Annotated in this window: 13 protein-coding genes; 9 read left to right on the plus strand and 4 right to left on the minus strand. The window is 36.8% G+C overall.

Going from position 1 to position 14920, the window contains the following annotated elements; genetic code table 11:
• Window positions 1–369 precede the first annotated feature (369 nt).
• Window positions 370–1716: a chromosomal replication initiator protein DnaA gene (gene dnaA / locus E7480_03510; protein ID MBE6903655.1), complete on the minus strand. Its 1347-nt coding sequence runs from the start codon at window positions 1714–1716 to the stop codon at window positions 370–372.
• 283 nt (window positions 1717–1999) lie between these two features.
• On the opposite strand from dnaA, the gene acpP reads away from it, so the two are divergent.
• From acpP to E7480_03545, 7 genes are all read left to right on the plus strand, one after another.
• Window positions 2000–2227 (plus strand): acyl carrier protein, encoded by a 228-nt coding sequence (gene acpP / locus E7480_03515; GenBank protein MBE6903656.1) that lies wholly within the window; start codon window positions 2000–2002, stop codon window positions 2225–2227.
• Between the two features lie 70 nt (window positions 2228–2297).
• Window positions 2298–2972, plus strand: a complete 675-nt coding sequence (locus tag E7480_03520; protein MBE6903657.1) for a ribonuclease III — start codon at window positions 2298–2300, stop codon at window positions 2970–2972.
• 41 nt (window positions 2973–3013) lie between these two features.
• On the plus strand, window positions 3014–3664 hold the full coding sequence (gene rpe, locus E7480_03525) for a ribulose-phosphate 3-epimerase (protein MBE6903658.1): 651 nt from the start codon (window positions 3014–3016) through the stop codon (window positions 3662–3664).
• A 55-nt stretch (window positions 3665–3719) separates the two neighbouring features.
• Entirely contained in the window at window positions 3720–4613 is an 894-nt protein-coding gene (locus E7480_03530) for a YegS/Rv2252/BmrU family lipid kinase (GenBank protein MBE6903659.1), read from the plus strand.
• Between the two features lie 593 nt (window positions 4614–5206).
• On the plus strand, window positions 5207–5437 hold the full coding sequence (locus tag E7480_03535) for a helix-turn-helix transcriptional regulator (GenBank protein MBE6903660.1): 231 nt from the start codon (window positions 5207–5209) through the stop codon (window positions 5435–5437).
• A 54-nt stretch (window positions 5438–5491) separates the two neighbouring features.
• On the plus strand, window positions 5492–5857 hold the full coding sequence (locus tag E7480_03540; protein MBE6903661.1) for a helix-turn-helix transcriptional regulator: 366 nt from the start codon (window positions 5492–5494) through the stop codon (window positions 5855–5857).
• Window positions 5858–6298: 441 nt separating this feature from the next.
• Window positions 6299–6541, plus strand: a complete 243-nt coding sequence (locus E7480_03545; protein ID MBE6903662.1) for a helix-turn-helix transcriptional regulator — start codon at window positions 6299–6301, stop codon at window positions 6539–6541.
• Between the two features lie 125 nt (window positions 6542–6666).
• On the opposite strand, the gene E7480_03550 is transcribed toward E7480_03545, so the two are convergent.
• From E7480_03550 to rny, 3 genes are all read right to left on the minus strand, one after another.
• On the minus strand, window positions 6667–8958 hold the full coding sequence (locus E7480_03550) for a hypothetical protein (GenBank protein ID MBE6903663.1): 2292 nt from the start codon (window positions 8956–8958) through the stop codon (window positions 6667–6669).
• Between the two features lie 296 nt (window positions 8959–9254).
• The gene (locus E7480_03555; protein MBE6903664.1) at window positions 9255–10991 is read right to left on the minus strand and encodes a fibronectin/fibrinogen-binding protein; all 1737 of its coding nucleotides are present in this window, start codon (window positions 10989–10991) and stop codon (window positions 9255–9257) included.
• A 213-nt stretch (window positions 10992–11204) separates the two neighbouring features.
• Window positions 11205–12746 carry a ribonuclease Y gene (gene rny, locus E7480_03560; protein ID MBE6903665.1) on the minus strand — a complete coding sequence of 514 codons (1542 nt, stop codon included), beginning with the start codon at window positions 12744–12746 and terminating at the stop codon, window positions 11205–11207.
• Between the two features lie 284 nt (window positions 12747–13030).
• Here rny and E7480_03565 point away from each other — a divergent pair, with 284 nt between their 5' ends.
• Window positions 13031–13465: a hypothetical protein gene (locus E7480_03565; GenBank protein MBE6903666.1), complete on the plus strand. Its 435-nt coding sequence runs from the start codon at window positions 13031–13033 to the stop codon at window positions 13463–13465.
• Window positions 13466–13565: 100 nt separating this feature from the next.
• Entirely contained in the window at window positions 13566–14642 is a 1077-nt protein-coding gene (locus E7480_03570; GenBank protein MBE6903667.1) for a WG repeat-containing protein, read from the plus strand.
• Window positions 14643–14920 lie beyond the last annotated feature (278 nt).

Below are 14920 nucleotides of genomic sequence, written 5' to 3' on the forward strand. Positions count from 1 at the left end.
CAAATCCTTTCGAGTTATTAAAATAATAGAATAGGTTAAATTATATATAGTAGTAATAGTAGTATGTGTTGAAACTGTGTAAAACAGGCTCTAAGCATTGAAATTAAAAGAAAAGTTATTCTTTAAAGACTGTTTAAAAGTTTTTAAATACGTTTGAAAACTTTTTTAAAATTAAAAGTGCAAAGTTTTCAAAGGCAAATCCACAGCACTTATCAACATCTGTTAATGTTTTTTTGGAAAAAGGTGTGGAATATTTTTTGAAAACAAGGTTTTTAACATTTTTCAAGTGCATAACCCTGTGTAAAATATGGAAAAGTAAAAATAAAGCTTGAAGCTATGCGGAAATTTTAATTTTTTTGCCTGTGGAAACTATCTTTCCCTTACATTTTTGATAAGGTCATTTACAATAGCTTTAAAGCCTGTGTTTCTTGCCATATCGTCTTCAACCTTGTTTATAGCGTGGTGAACTGTTGAATGGTCTCTGCCGGAAAACTCTTCGCCGATAGCAGGGAGAGAAAGCTGAGTAATCTCTCTTATCATATACATAGCAACCTGACGGGCAAGAGTAATATCAGCTGTTCTCTTTTTACCCTTGATATCCTCAGGTGAAATGTGATAGAAATGAGAAACCTCGGTAATAATTTTATCAATGGTAATGGGCAAGGGCTCATTTTCATTCAAAATATCCTTGATTGCACTCTGGGCAACTGCAATACTGGGTTGAACGCCTGTAAGCAGGTAATAAGCCATTGTCTTTTTAACTGCGCCCTCAAGCTGACGGATATTATTTTTAAGACGGGTAGCAATAAACTGAACAACGTCATCGGGAAGCTTGAACTTAAGAAGCTCTGCCTTTCTTGAAATAATAGCCATTCTCAATTCATAATCGGGAGAATTGATGTCAGCAGTAAGACCGCTTACAAAACGGGAGCAAAGTCTTTCGTCAAGAAGCTGAATTTCTCTGGGAGGACGGTCGGAAACGAGAACAATCTGCTTATTAGCCTCATAAAGAGTGTTGAAGGTGTGGAAAAATTCTTCCTGAGTTGAACGGGTATTTCCGATAAACTGAATATCGTCAATAAGAAGAAAATCTACCTTGCGGTACTTTTCACGGAATTCGTGAGTAGTGGCATTTTTAATTGCAGAAATAAGCTCGTTTGCAAATTCCTCACAGGTTATGTACATAATATTGAAGTCTTTGAAATTTTTCTTGACTTCATTTCTTATAGCGTGCAAAAGATGGGTTTTACCAAGTCCGCTTGCACCGTGAATAAATAAAGGATTGTACGCATTGGCAGGATTTTTTGCAACTGCAACAGATGCTGCGTGAGCAAATCTGTTTGAAGCGCCGACAACGAAATTATCAAAGGAATATTCAAAATCCTTTTCAACATTGTCAAGCACGCCTGTCTCAGCAACGTCAGGTGCATCGGCATCTTCAATATTCAAATTTTCAGGCTTATCGTCAGCAGTGTAGATTTTAAGCTCTACGTCAAAGCCCATAAGCTCTGAAAGAGTTGTTTTGATAAGGTCGCCGTAACGGGTGTAAACAACATCTCTCTGGAAAGAAGCCGAAACGTAAAAAACAGCGTAGTTTTCTTGAAGCTCAACGGGAACAAGCTCTTTTATCCATAAATTCATAGAAACAGGATTTATCTGACTGTCTTCATTGAAAATTTCTAAGCATTTTTTCCATACGTTTTTAAAGGTATTCATTTTTATTTTTCCTCCTGTATAAGATTTAATATCATATAAAAAAACATATACTGCAAAAAAGTGCAATCTTTTTCACAGACGTATAATACAGCTAAAACCATTTTATCACATTTTTTTTATTTTGTATATGTTAAAAGTATACATATTATAGATATAGATATATATATATAATATAAATAAGACGCAGAAAAAAATAAAAAATATAAAATTTACTTGACAATCGTGGATATAATGATATTATCTTAATATAAAAGGAATAAAATTCTTTTAAGGAGGAACTTATATGGTATTTGAAAAAATAAGAGAGTTTATTGTTGAGCAGTTTGGCGTTGAAGAAAATGAGGTTACTATGGAAACTGCATTTATTGACGATTTGAATGCTGATTCTCTCGATGTTGTAGAGCTTATAATGGCTATTGAAGAGGAATTTAATATTGAGGTTGATGACAGTCAGGTTGAAGAAATTCAGACTGTTGGAGATGTTGTAAATTATCTTTCTGAAAAAATTTAAGAGTTGTTGAAAAAAGGGATAATTTAGATTAAAATCCCTTTTTTTGTTTTTTAAAAAAGGAGGCTTTCAGATGCAGGGGCTCGAAGAAAAAATTAAATACAGCTTTAAAAATAAAGAGCTTATTTTTAATGCTATGACTCATTCGAGCTATGCTAATGAGCATAAAAAGCAGAGTAATGAAAGGCTTGAGTTTTTGGGCGACAGCGTATTGGGCTTTTTATGCGCCGAATATCTTTATAAAAGATACAGGGACAGTGCAGAGGGCGATTTGTCGAAGATAAGAGCAGCGTTAGTCTGTGAACAGGCTCTTGATATGTATGCTTCCGAAATAGAGCTTTCAAAATATATTTTATTAGGCAAGGGCGAGGAGCAGACAGGCGGGCGGACAAGACCTTCAATTCTTGCCGATGCCTATGAAGCGCTTATAGGTGCTATGTTTTTGGACGGCGGTCTTGAACAGGTAAAGCAGTTTATTCTGCCCATTTTGAAAAAACATTCCGACGGCGCTTTTAAGGGAACAACCTTTAAGGATTATAAGACAATTCTTCAAGAGGTAGTTCAGAAAAATCCCGGTGAGCTTCTTGATTACGTTATGACTGACCAGACAGGGCCTGAGCACAATAAAAGCTTTACGTGTGAGGTACATATAAACAGTAACGTTATTTCAAAGGGCAAGGGAAAAAGTAAAAAAGAAGCAGAGCAGGATGCCGCAAGGCAAGCGCTTCTGCTTATGGGAATAAGGTAAGGTAATAAGGTTACACTTTAAAAAAGAAAAGAGGAAATCAAATGATATTAGCTCCGTCAATTCTTTCAGCAGATTTTGCAAATCTGCAAAAGGACGTACAGGCAGTAGAAAACGCAGGCTGTGAGTATTTGCATATAGATATAATGGACGGCCATTTTGTACCCAATATTTCCTTTGGTGCGCCTATAGTAAAGGCAATAAGAAAGCATTCAAAGGCTGTTTTTGACGTGCATTTAATGATAAGCGACCCCAACAAATATCTTGACGATTTTGTTAAGGCAGGCGCAGATATTATAACCTTCCATCTGGAAGCTGTTGAGGATGCAGAGGCACTCATTAAAAGAATAAAGGAGAAGGGCATAAAGGCTTGTGTTTCAGTTAAACCGGGCACTCCTATCGAAGAGGTTTATCCCTATCTTGATATGCTTGATATGGTGCTTATTATGACTGTTGAGCCGGGCTTTGGCGGTCAGAAATTCATAACTGAAATGTTTGATAAAATGTATAAATTAAAGGCTGAAATAGATAGAAGAGGCCTTAAGGTTGACATTGAGGCAGACGGCGGAATCGGTGCTGACAATGTTGCTTCGGTTGTAGAGGCAGGAGTAAATATTATTGTTGCAGGAAGCGCAATTTTCAATACTCCCGACATTTCTGAAACAGTTAAAATTTTCAGAGAAAAGGTAAAATAATCTACTTTCAGAACAGCGTAATTTTACGCTGTTCTGACATATTAAGGTGAAAAAAATGGCAAAAAAATTGCTTTTGATTTTTAATGCCTATTCAGGTAAAGGAAGCATAAAAACGCATCTTTGGGAAGTAATAGACATTCTGACTAAGGACGGCTACGAGGTGCATGCTTATTCCACTCAGCAAAAGGGTGATGCAACACGAATAGTAGAAAGAATAGGCAGAAGATATCACGTAATTACGGCTTGCGGCGGAGACGGCACCTTAAACGAGGTAGTCTGCGGCGCTATGACCCTTACAAAGCGCCCCTTTATAGCCTATATTCCCACAGGAACCACCAATGATTTTGCCACCTGTATCGGTCTGCCCAAAAATATAAAAAAAGCAGCTCAGAGCATTACAAGAGCTGTACCCTTAAGCTGTGATATCGGTAGCTTTAACGGCAATTATTATACCTATGTTTCGGCATTTGGCGCTTTTACAGAGGTATCCTATAAAACCCCGAGACAGTCGAAAAATACAATAGGTCATCTTGCCTATGTTTTTGAGGGAATGAAAAGCCTAAGCAACATCAAGCCCTATGATGTTACGGTAGAAACCGAGAGCGAAAAAATAGAGGGCAAATTCATTTTGGGAATGATTACAAACTCAAATTATATAGGCGGCTATGAAAATGTACTGCTTAAGGATTTTTCAATAAATGACGGTCTTTTTGAGGTTATTTTAATAAGAAATCCCAACAATCCCTTGGATTTACAGATGATATTAAACTCTATAATAAGCAGAAAGCCCGACCCTCGTCACGTAAAAATATTTAAAGCAAGCAAGATAAAAATCTCGTCGGAAGAGGAAATCCCCTGGACGCTTGACGGCGAGTTCGGCGGCAGCCATAAAGAAGCAAATATAGAGATAATACCAAATGCAATAACGCTGTTAAAAAGCTATGAATAGAAAAAGCAAGAACGAAAACCGTTCTTGCTTATTTTAATGTGCCGAAGGCACAATTTGTGCCTAAAGCTAAATTATTCCGCTTTGCTTCATAGCTAAATAACTCCTTAGGAGTAGCTAAATAAAATTCGCCTTAAGCTGACCGCAGGTCAATTTAGCTACGAAGTAATTTAGCTGAGTTTACTCAATTTAGCTCGCGTAAGTGAATTTAGCTAAATTTTAAACTTTGTTTAAAGCTACATTTTCTCGTTACGCTCCATGAATTGAATTGCTGCGCAATTCATTATATCAACCCTCTTCTTCATATTTTTTCAAAAGCTTTAGTTTTTCTTCAAGCAAAATCTTTTTATCCATACTAACATATATACATTCCTTGCACATTCCCGAAATATCTATACTTATTTTTTCAAGTTCGCACTTCCCCTTGTTTTGATAAATACAAAAACAGTTTTCACAATTCATAACATCACCTTAAAATAAATATTTTTTCATTTATTATAAACTATTATTAACTAAAAGTAAACAATAATGCAATTGTATATTATAATAATTATTTCGTTTTTTCGGTAAAATATAATTAGAAGGAAGGCGAAATAATGAAAACAGAATTTTCAGATAAATATATTACTCTCGGACTAAAGATTGCATATTATCGAAAAAAGGCAGGCTATACACAGGAATATTTTGCTGAGCTTATTGAAAAAAGTGTCAGCTTCGTGGGACAGGTGGAAGGCACCGGAACAGTTCGAGGGGTCTCCCTTGAAACTCTATTCAAAATGGCAAAAGTCTTAAATGTTTCTCCCGCTAAGCTGTTAGAAGATGATTAAAGAAAAAAGCAGTTCTATAATATTTTATATCATAGAACTTTTAGGGGGATAACAATGTTTGATTTCGGACTCCGTATTCAGCAGTTGCGAATAAGTCATAATTTGACACAGGAAGAATTAGGCAAGAAAATAGGCAGAAGTAAATCCGTAGTGTGCGGATATGAAAACAATACAGCAATTCCGCCGTTAGAGGTGTTGACACAATTAGCGGTTATCTTCAATGTTTCTCTCGACTACCTTGTGGGTATTGATAAAAATGAAATGGTATCTCTTTCGGGACTTAATCAAAAACAAAGGGAATTAATAAATATTTTAATCAGTGAATTGAAAAGCCCGACAGTCAACTATCAAGGCTTGACAGAAAAAGAACAGGATATACTCAACCGCATAATGATTGAATTTCATAAAAAGCATAAATAATAGAAAAAAGCAAGAACGAAATTTTTCGTTCTTGCTTTTTAATGAATTGCGAAGCAATTTAATTCATGGAGTGAAGCGAGAATTCATGGCGCAAGCCAATTCATGATGCAAAGCATCAATTCATTTTTTAATGAATTGCAATCTACGATTGCATGAATTGAAAGTAAATACTTTCATGAATTACCTACGGCATGAACTGTGCCCAAGAGCACATTATTACAAATATAGTATATCGCAAAATTCCGACTGTTTCAATAGGTCATTTTCACATTTTTCCGACACTTTTTGATATATAACACCACATTTTTCTTGTGTTGCTGCGCAATTCATACTATCACCTTAAAATAAATATTTTTTAAATTATAACATTTTATTATTTATTACGCAAGTGCGTATACGCAACAGTGTAAAATTACATACAATATTTTTGAGGTGAAAATAATGAACGTCAAAGATGTTGTTGCTGAAAGATTTAAAACCTTATGTGAGGAAAGAAACATTAAAATAAACGAGCTTGCAAATATTTCGGGAGTTACTCCCTCAACGGCATACAGTATGATGGATAAGGAAAGACGGGATATATCAATTACCACAATTAAAAAGTTTTGCGACGGATTGGAAATAACCTTAGGTGAGTTCTTCTCTACCCCTGAATTCGACAGTTTAGAGCAAGAGATCAAGTAAAAATCTAACACGCTAACGGCAAATCAAAATAGCAGATATTTGAGGCTTCGCCTCTTTCAACTATTATCTAAAAAAGCAAGAACGGTTTCCGCTCTTGCTTTTTTAATGAGTTGTATAAAGGTAAATTATTCTTCGCTTACATCTGTGTTTTCCTCTGCCCTCCATACAAGAGCACCGGGGATTTTTTCTACACTGACCTCTGTAATTCCGTTATAATCAAACAGTCCAAACTGATGCGAGGAAAAGGTATCTAAAAATCTGAAAATTTTATCCATTATCCTTCCTTTTGTGTTTTCATCGGTGTAGTAAGAAAATCTGATAATTACATCGCTTACGGTGAAATTTTCATTTATTGTTTTGCGCAGTAAATATATGCGTTTTATTTCCCCCTCATCTATTGAGGAAATAAAGCTTAATATTTCATCAAGCATACCCTCGGGAAGCTTCTCCGGAGACAGCTTGTCATTTTTTTGAATAACATTTATACAACTGTAAATATCTTTATTTTTCTGTGCTAAGTCAACAGCTCTTTCGCGGTATAAGTCAAGCTCTTTTTGATTTCCCGTAAGACAGCAAAAGTGGCCTATTACACCTAATCCTCCGTCTATATAATTATGGTTGTCATATATTGCCTTATACACATATTCCAAGCCTTGTTCGTCGAATTTATGTAGCAAAATAAAGCCCTTTATAAAATAAGCGTAAGCAGCGGTATGTATCGGGGTTTCTGATATTACTCTGTCACACAGCTCCTCAATTTCGCTGCGACGTCCCAGTATGTTTAAAGCTTCAATTACAGAGGAATATTGCTCGGCAATAATTGGCTTGCCTTCTTGCTCCCAATTTTCAACTAAATTTTTTTGCTTGATATAATATTCCTCGCGTAGCTCCGAATAATTTTCCGAAACTTGCTTTTTAATTAAGATATCTATAAAATCTATTGCCTTTTCCGCTTCCTCTTTTAAAGCAGGGGATTTTTCATTTCCCAAAAGTGAATATTTTTCAATTCCCAGCATCTTAAAGCGTTGGCTTAAAATCGGATGAGATGAGGAACGGGATTGAATTTCCTTTTTTGCGAGCTCAATCCAAAGCTCCTTACGCTCAGCCTGTAATTCTTTAAAGGAATTTAAAGAGGTTCGCAGGGTGTAATTTTCACAGCTTTCCGGTTCATATAAACAGGGAAAATCCATAGCGTCTCTTTCCCATTCGTATTTATTGTAAAAATCAATTTTCAACAAAGCTGAGGCGGCACACTCAGGCTTGCCTGATTTGAGCATAGCTTTGTCGGAATCTGACTCAAAGCATAGAGAAGCGGCGTATTGATAAAGATTGAATCTGAAATTATAAAGGCCGTCGGGAAAGCTAAACAAAACATTCGTAAGCCAAGATAAATAAGTGTTATTACAGCCGGAAGAAATCCAAGTATTATAACTGTAGCATTTGTTTATTTTCTTATTTTTTAAAGTGACGTGCTCGAATTCGTGTAAAAATATACACACAAGCTCTTCCTCTGACAATATATCAAGCAAGATTACGCCGATTTGTACTGAATAGGTATCGCCGACCTCCATAATTCCCGCATTACAGTCGCCTGTTAAAGCTATTTTTATATTCTTTTTACAGTTGCTTATATCAGCAGCACGGCGGGCAAGTCTGTAAAGCTCGGGATAATCCTCTTGTGAAACATAACTTTCGTGCTTGAAAAGTTCCTTGTCTTGTGTAAATTTTATACGGGAGAGAACGGCAGTAAATATAAGTGTAGGAAATATCAAATATATAATACCATCATTAACCGGAGATATTCCGGCGGACAAGGAAAATAATATTCCCGCCAACCCTAAAAGAGCAGTATAAATATTTGAAAAAAGCTTTGAAATTTTTAAATTTAAAAATAGCTTCCTTTTTTTCTTTTCTATATTTTCACGGTGAGCTACAAAGTAGTTTTGCCAATAGTCCACCTTTTTATTTTTAAAAAAATGTAATATAATTTTTTCAGTTAACATATTAAAGGGAAACATAAAAACTACAAAAATAAGGGAAAAAGAAAAAACATATTCGGCTATTGCTTTCGTTTGGTTTGAGGCATATATTCCAATTAAAATACCTAAAGTAATTAGCACAATTGTCAGTATGGCAGAGCATATTATTATTTTACTGTTCAGAGGGGAAAGTTCTCTTTGTTCTTCCGGCTCCATTGTGCTGTTAGAACCATTTCTTAAATTTTTTGTATATTTTGAAATATAATATATAAGCATTCCCAGTGTAATTATTTCGGATATTATAAAAATAACAAATATAAATTTGTCCATAACAGTAAAATCGTATGTTTCACGCCCACCGGTTAAAACAAATGTTACAAATATCATTGCGAACATAACCATACCGCATACAATGCTGTTTAAAAGATTTTTATTCATTTTTATATATACCTCCGTAATTATTTTTACTCTTTACACTGACTGTTTTTCGTTCTTGCTTTTTTAATGAATTATATAAAGCTAAATTATTCCGCTTTGCTTCATAGCTAAATAACTCCTTCGGAGTAGCTAAATAAAATTCGCCTTATAGCTGACCGCAGGTCAATTTAGCTACAAAGTAATTTAGCGTGCGTTAGCACATTTAGCTCGCGTAAGCGAATTTAGCTAAATTTTAAACTTTGTTTAAAGCTGCATTTTCTTGCTTTGCTCCATGAATTGAATTGCTGTGCAATTCATTACTTTGTAGGTTCTTTAGGAGTTACAAAAAGTGTTTTATTATTTGTATATATAACCATTCCGGCTTTTGCGCCTGAGGGCTTTTTGACGTGCTTTACAAGGGCAAAGTCTACAGGCACGTTTGTTCCCTTGCTTGCTTTAGAGTAAAATGCTGCAAGCTGTGCAGCCTCGAAAATTGCCTGCTCGCTTACTTTGTCCTCTTTTGCTTTTACTATAACGTGGCTTCCTGCAAAATCCTTGACGTGAAGCCATATATCCGTTTTGGAAGCCCATTTGAGAGTAAGCCAATCGTTTTGGAAATTGTTTTTGCCGACGAAAATCTCAAAGCCGTCAGAGCTTGTAAAGTGCATCGGGCTCATAACCTCTTTTTCCTTGCGCTTGTTTATGGTCGATGCTCTTTTTATATAGCCGCTCTGATAAAGCTCCTGACGTATCTGACCTATCTCCTTTTCAGTTTCTACCTTGGTGAGAGAATCAAGTACGCTGTCTAAATATTTTAGCTCCTCTATGCCCTTTTCTATCTCACTTTTTAAATACTCTGCGGAATTTAATCTCTTTTTATACTCTTTGTAATACTTTTGAGCGTTCTGAGCAGGTGAAAAAGAGGGGTTTAGCTCAATAGAAATCAGCTCACCGTCGCCGAAAATATTTTCAAGCTTTACTGAGTGCGCCTTTTGGAGCCTATATAAATTTGCGCTTAGCAAATCGCCGTAGAGCTTGAATTTTTCACATTCTGCGCTCTGTTCAAGCTCGAGCTTCTGGCGCTGAGTTTTTTTGATAATTCTGTCCTGAGCATTTGATAAAATCTTTAAAATATCACTTGTTTTCTGATGAATACGGCTTATTTTTTCACGGGTTTCGTAAAAGCTGTCAAGCAGTGCAGAAAAGCTTTCTGCGCTATCGGAAAGCATAGAAGCGCCGTATTGATGAATATTGGTAAAGGAAAATTCAAAGGGCTTTTTATCGGGCAAGGAATGAAGAATTACAGGGGTATAGCTTTTGTTTTTCACTTTTTCGCTAAGACGGCTGAGGAAAAAGGCAAGCTTATCCCTTTGCGCCTCCGTCAAATCGGAAACAAGGGTATCTGTAGCACCACAGCAAAGGAAAGACAGCTCTCTTGCAATAAGGGGCGAAAAGCCCTGAAAGCTTTCGAGCAAAGCCTTATCTGTTCTCATATCGGGAAGAGAGTCAACAATCCCTTTAAAATCTTCATTTTGAGCGATATCAAGCTTATTTTGTGCAGGGGGAAGAGAATAAAGCATACCGGGTAAAACTTGCCTTTGGGCAGAAACAGTCAAATCTACACGCTTGATGCTGTCAATAATTTTATTGTTGGCATCTGTAAAAATAATATTGCTGTGCCTTCCCATAATCTCAATATGAAGCTTTTTAAGAGTTCTTTCCCCGAAATCGTCAAAGCCTTCAAAAACAAGTACGGCAATACGCTCGAAGCCCTGTTGCTGAATGTCGCAAAGACGTGCGCCTGCAAGATGCTTTCTCAGAAGCATACAAAACATAGGGGGAGAAGCGGGATTTTCAAAGGAAAGGTCAGTAAAATGAAGTCTTGGCGCATTTGCGCTTGCCGATAAAAGAAGCCTCTTGCTCTCGCCGCCCGAGCGTAAAAGCAAAACAAGACAATCGCTTTGGGGTTGATACACCTTATCAACCTTTGCGCCGATAGAAATTGATTTAATTTCATTTAATAAGGCGTTTAAAAAAATGCCGTCAAAAGCCACTGTAAACACTCCCCTTTCCAAAAACTCGGCGAAGCCGAATAAAACTGCCAAAGGCAATAAAACTCGGCGAAGCCGAATAAAACTGCGAGACTTTCGTATAAAAAGTCTCGCAAATAAGTTTTTGTCTATTAAGTGATATTTCTGCCGTTGGCACAAGTGATATTCTATTTGCCAAGGCAAATAGAGTTGCAGAAATGTTCGCTAAGAACATTTCTACTTTGCGTAATCTATTGCACGGCTCTCTCTGATAATATGAACTTTAATCTGTCCGGGATATTCAAGCTCATTTTCAATCTTGGAAACGATTTCTCTCGCCATTAAGGGCAGAGTATCGTCCTGAACATTTTCGGGGCTGACCATAATACGAATTTCACGTCCTGCCTGAATAGCAAAGGACTTGTCAACACCTGAGAATGAGTTTGCAATTTCTTCAAGCTTTTCAAGACGCTTAATGTAATTTTCAAGATTTTCACGTCTTGCGCCGGGACGGGCTGCAGAAACAGCGTCAGCAGCCTGAACAAGAGCTGCAATAACTGTTTTACATTCAACATCGCCGTGATGCGCCTGTATAGCGTGGATAACTTCGTTGTTTTCTTTGTATTTTCTCGCTACATCTACGCCGATTTCAACGTGTGAGCCGTCGATTTCGTGGTCAAGAGCCTTGCCCAAGTCGTGTAAAAGACCTGCCCGTTTTGCAAGGTTAACGTCAACACCAAGCTCGGAAGCCATAATTCCGGAGATATAGGCAACCTCAACTGCGTGATTAAGCACGTTCTGACCGTAGCTGGTACGGTAACGCAAACGTCCGAGAATTTTGATAAGCTCGGGATGTAAACCGTGAACGCCTGTTTCAAAAGCGGCACGCTCACCCTCTGCCTTGATATATGCCTCAACTTCTTTGCGGCACTTTTCAACTGTTTCTTCAATGCGGGTGGGATGAATTCTTCCGTCGGAAATAAGCTTTTCAAGAGTCTGTCTTGCTATTTCACGCCTTACAGGGTCAAAGCAAGACAGAGTAATTGCCTCGGGAGTATCGTCAATAATAAGGTCAACTCCTGTGAGTGTTTCAATCGCTCTGATATTTCTTCCTTCACGGCCGATAATTCTGCCCTTCATTTCGTCATTGGGTAATGAAACAACCGAAACGGTTGCCTCTGAAACAAAATCAGATGCGCAACGCTGAATAGCAAGAGATATAACCTCTCTCGCCTTTGCCTCTGATGTATCTTTAATTTCCTGTTCTATTTCTTTTATCTTAACAGCAGCTTCGTGACGAACCTGCGCCTCAAGAGTTTTGAGTAAAAAGTCTTTTGCCTGTTCTGCAGTAAGACCTGAAATTTTTTCCAGCATACTCAGCTGGCTCTTTTTAATATCATTTACCTCAGCCTGAGTATTTTCAACCTCTTTTATTTTGTTTAAAAGGTTATTTTCCTTAGTTTCAATAGAGTCATTTCTCTTATCTAACTGCTCTTCCTTTTGCTGAAGCCATCTTTCCTGACGGGAAACCTCGTTTCTGCGCTCCTTGATTTCCTTCTCGGCTTCTGCTCTATTTTTATGGATTTCTTCTTTTGCTTCGATTAAAGCTTCTTTTTTCTTTGTTTCTGCTGTTTTAATCGCATTATTTACTATTCTCTTTGCCTCTTCTTCAGCACTTCCGATTTTGCCTTCTGCAATCTTTTTTCTATAGAAAGTGCCAAGGGCAAAGCCTAAAATTAAAGCAACAATGCCTATAGCAATCATAATAATTATATCCATTAAATTATATTTTTACACCTCCAATAAAAATTTATCAAACTGTCAATATTTTTAAGAAACAGAAAAGTAAACGGCAATAATAAAAAGACGGGTACTTCTTAAAATTCCGCAAAATACACTTATTATATTTTAACTGTTATGCAATAGGTTTGTCAAGTATTTTTTTGTTAAATGTTTTTTAACGCAATTATTTAAAAACAGGACAAAAATATCCGCTTATGTTATTGCAAAGACCTTTTTATTGGACAGATAGTGTGATATAATGCGTTTAAGAGGTGAAGAAAATGTTTTGTGAAATATCGGAGCAAGAGTTTTTAGCAAGAAAAAATACACCGATTGAATATATCGGAATATGCGAGCTTGCTTGGCTGATAGATGATAACCTACTGGATTGTGAAGGAATCATTGTAGCTTTTACTGACAAGCAGTATCTTATTAAAAGCAAAGCAATCGGTGAAGATGATTATGAGTTTTTTTACTATGAATTTTCTCAACCGTACGATTGCAGAAAAATTCTCTCTTCAAACGACGAACCGATTTATTTTACCAGAAAAGATGAGGAAGAGAATTCTTTTCGTATGTTGCGTTTCCAAATTGGAAAACGCCCCCTTGTCGCAACGGCAAATGATGACGGATTTCTTTCAATAGGTATCTCTCATTGGGACCTTAATGACGAGTGGGTAGACTTTGAAAACGATAATCTGCTGAATGACGAATAATTTCCGCTTTTGCAAAGCATAGGCGGATATATGACAATTCCTCTTTTGCAAAGGTTCAAGAGCTCTGCAAGGTAATTTATGAAGATTTGGTGGTGACAGTATGAAAATTTTATTTTCAAAGCAAGGTAAATCCTGTTATGTTGCAGATAAAGAAAGAGTTATTTTTTGTATTGATAATGCTTATTTTGATATCAACGGCAACGAAGTGCCTGACGAAGAAGCGTTTCATAAAAATAAAGACAATGACGGCTGGTATCGTTATTGGATGGACTATGAAGGGTTACCCGAGCCGTTAGAGGCTGAAACGACTATTGAGCCGGAATGGGAGATTGACGATGTCTTTGGCAAATTCGGTTTTAAAAATCAAGCAGGCAAATTTATAATTGAGCCGCAATATGCATGTGCTCACGATTTTACCTGCGGTCTTGCTTCGGTAAACCTAAACAGAACCTGGTATAAAACTCCCGATGGTCATAGATGTTACGAGAATCATTATGGATATATCGACTCAACCGGGAAAACCGTGATTGGCTTTCAATATGATGAAGCCCGTCCGTTTAACAAATACGGTGTTGCCGTGGTTACTAAAAATACCGATAATTTCTACCATTTAATCGACCTTGAAGGAAACGAAATTCCCGATACGAGATTCCCGGATATTTCTTATTACGATTACAACGACAGATATCTGGAGTTTTCCCGTGATGATGACGAGGAAGCCCTAATCGGTCTTTACGATACGAAAGAGCGAAAGGTTTTAATTGAACCAAGGTTTAGAGAAGTTTCTGTAACCGACGATAACCATATTCTTGTATGGGAACGGGACGGAGAATACGGGGAAAGCGATTTCAGACAATATTACATCAATGGAAACGGCGAGCTAATATATCCGTGGCTTTCCAAACAAAGATTTGCCATTGTTGAAATACCCGATATAAACGATGTTGCTGCAGTTGCGATTTCTCAATATATCGAACTTGCCAAAAAGCACTCCGGCAGTTACTTCCCACACAACGATAAAAAATATGAAAGAAAATTTGTCTATGGCTTGTATTCTTCAAAAGAAGAGTTTTTACTCCCATTAGAATATGAAAAAATAGAAAAATTAACTGATGATATTTGGGGCTGTTGTAAAGAAGGAGTTATTACCATTGTAAAAACCGAACCAACTGACTAATCTGAATAAAAGATAACGCTCCGTCAGGACTTCCCCTGACGGAGCGTTTGTTGTAGAAATTGAATTGCGGAAGAAAATATTCTTTTAATCACGTTATGTATCGTAATACAAAGCTTTTCTTCAAGAGTCAATGTGTTATATGATTCTGCGGATTTCTTTGGGGATAACTATCCTTCCCAAATCGTCTCCACGTGTCAAGTATTCACCAAGAGTTTTAAAAATCCTTTATTTTACAGGGTTTTTGGGGCTTTTTGACTTTTTCGAAAAAGGTATAGAAT

The sequence above is a fragment of the Oscillospiraceae bacterium genome, assembly GCA_015067255.1.
Taxonomy (GTDB): Bacteria; Bacillota; Clostridia; order Oscillospirales; family SIG519; genus SIG519.

Coding starts and splice junctions, on each gene's coding strand:
- rpe (MBE6903658.1), top strand. CDS start 3,014: ATGATATTAGCTCCGTCAATTCTTTCAGCAGATTTTGCAAATCTGCAA.
- E7480_03520 (MBE6903657.1), top strand. CDS start 2,298: ATGCAGGGGCTCGAAGAAAAAATTAAATACAGCTTTAAAAATAAAGAG.
- dnaA (MBE6903655.1), bottom strand. CDS start 1,716: ATGAATACCTTTAAAAACGTATGGAAAAAATGCTTAGAAATTTTCAAT.
- acpP (MBE6903656.1), top strand. CDS start 2,000: ATGGTATTTGAAAAAATAAGAGAGTTTATTGTTGAGCAGTTTGGCGTT.
- E7480_03565 (MBE6903666.1), top strand. CDS start 13,031: ATGTTTTGTGAAATATCGGAGCAAGAGTTTTTAGCAAGAAAAAATACA.
- E7480_03540 (MBE6903661.1), top strand. CDS start 5,492: ATGTTTGATTTCGGACTCCGTATTCAGCAGTTGCGAATAAGTCATAAT.
- E7480_03570 (MBE6903667.1), top strand. CDS start 13,566: ATGAAAATTTTATTTTCAAAGCAAGGTAAATCCTGTTATGTTGCAGAT.
- rny (MBE6903665.1), bottom strand. CDS start 12,746: ATGGATATAATTATTATGATTGCTATAGGCATTGTTGCTTTAATTTTA.
- E7480_03550 (MBE6903663.1), bottom strand. CDS start 8,958: ATGAATAAAAATCTTTTAAACAGCATTGTATGCGGTATGGTTATGTTC.
- E7480_03545 (MBE6903662.1), top strand. CDS start 6,299: ATGAACGTCAAAGATGTTGTTGCTGAAAGATTTAAAACCTTATGTGAG.
- E7480_03530 (MBE6903659.1), top strand. CDS start 3,720: ATGGCAAAAAAATTGCTTTTGATTTTTAATGCCTATTCAGGTAAAGGA.
- E7480_03535 (MBE6903660.1), top strand. CDS start 5,207: ATGAAAACAGAATTTTCAGATAAATATATTACTCTCGGACTAAAGATT.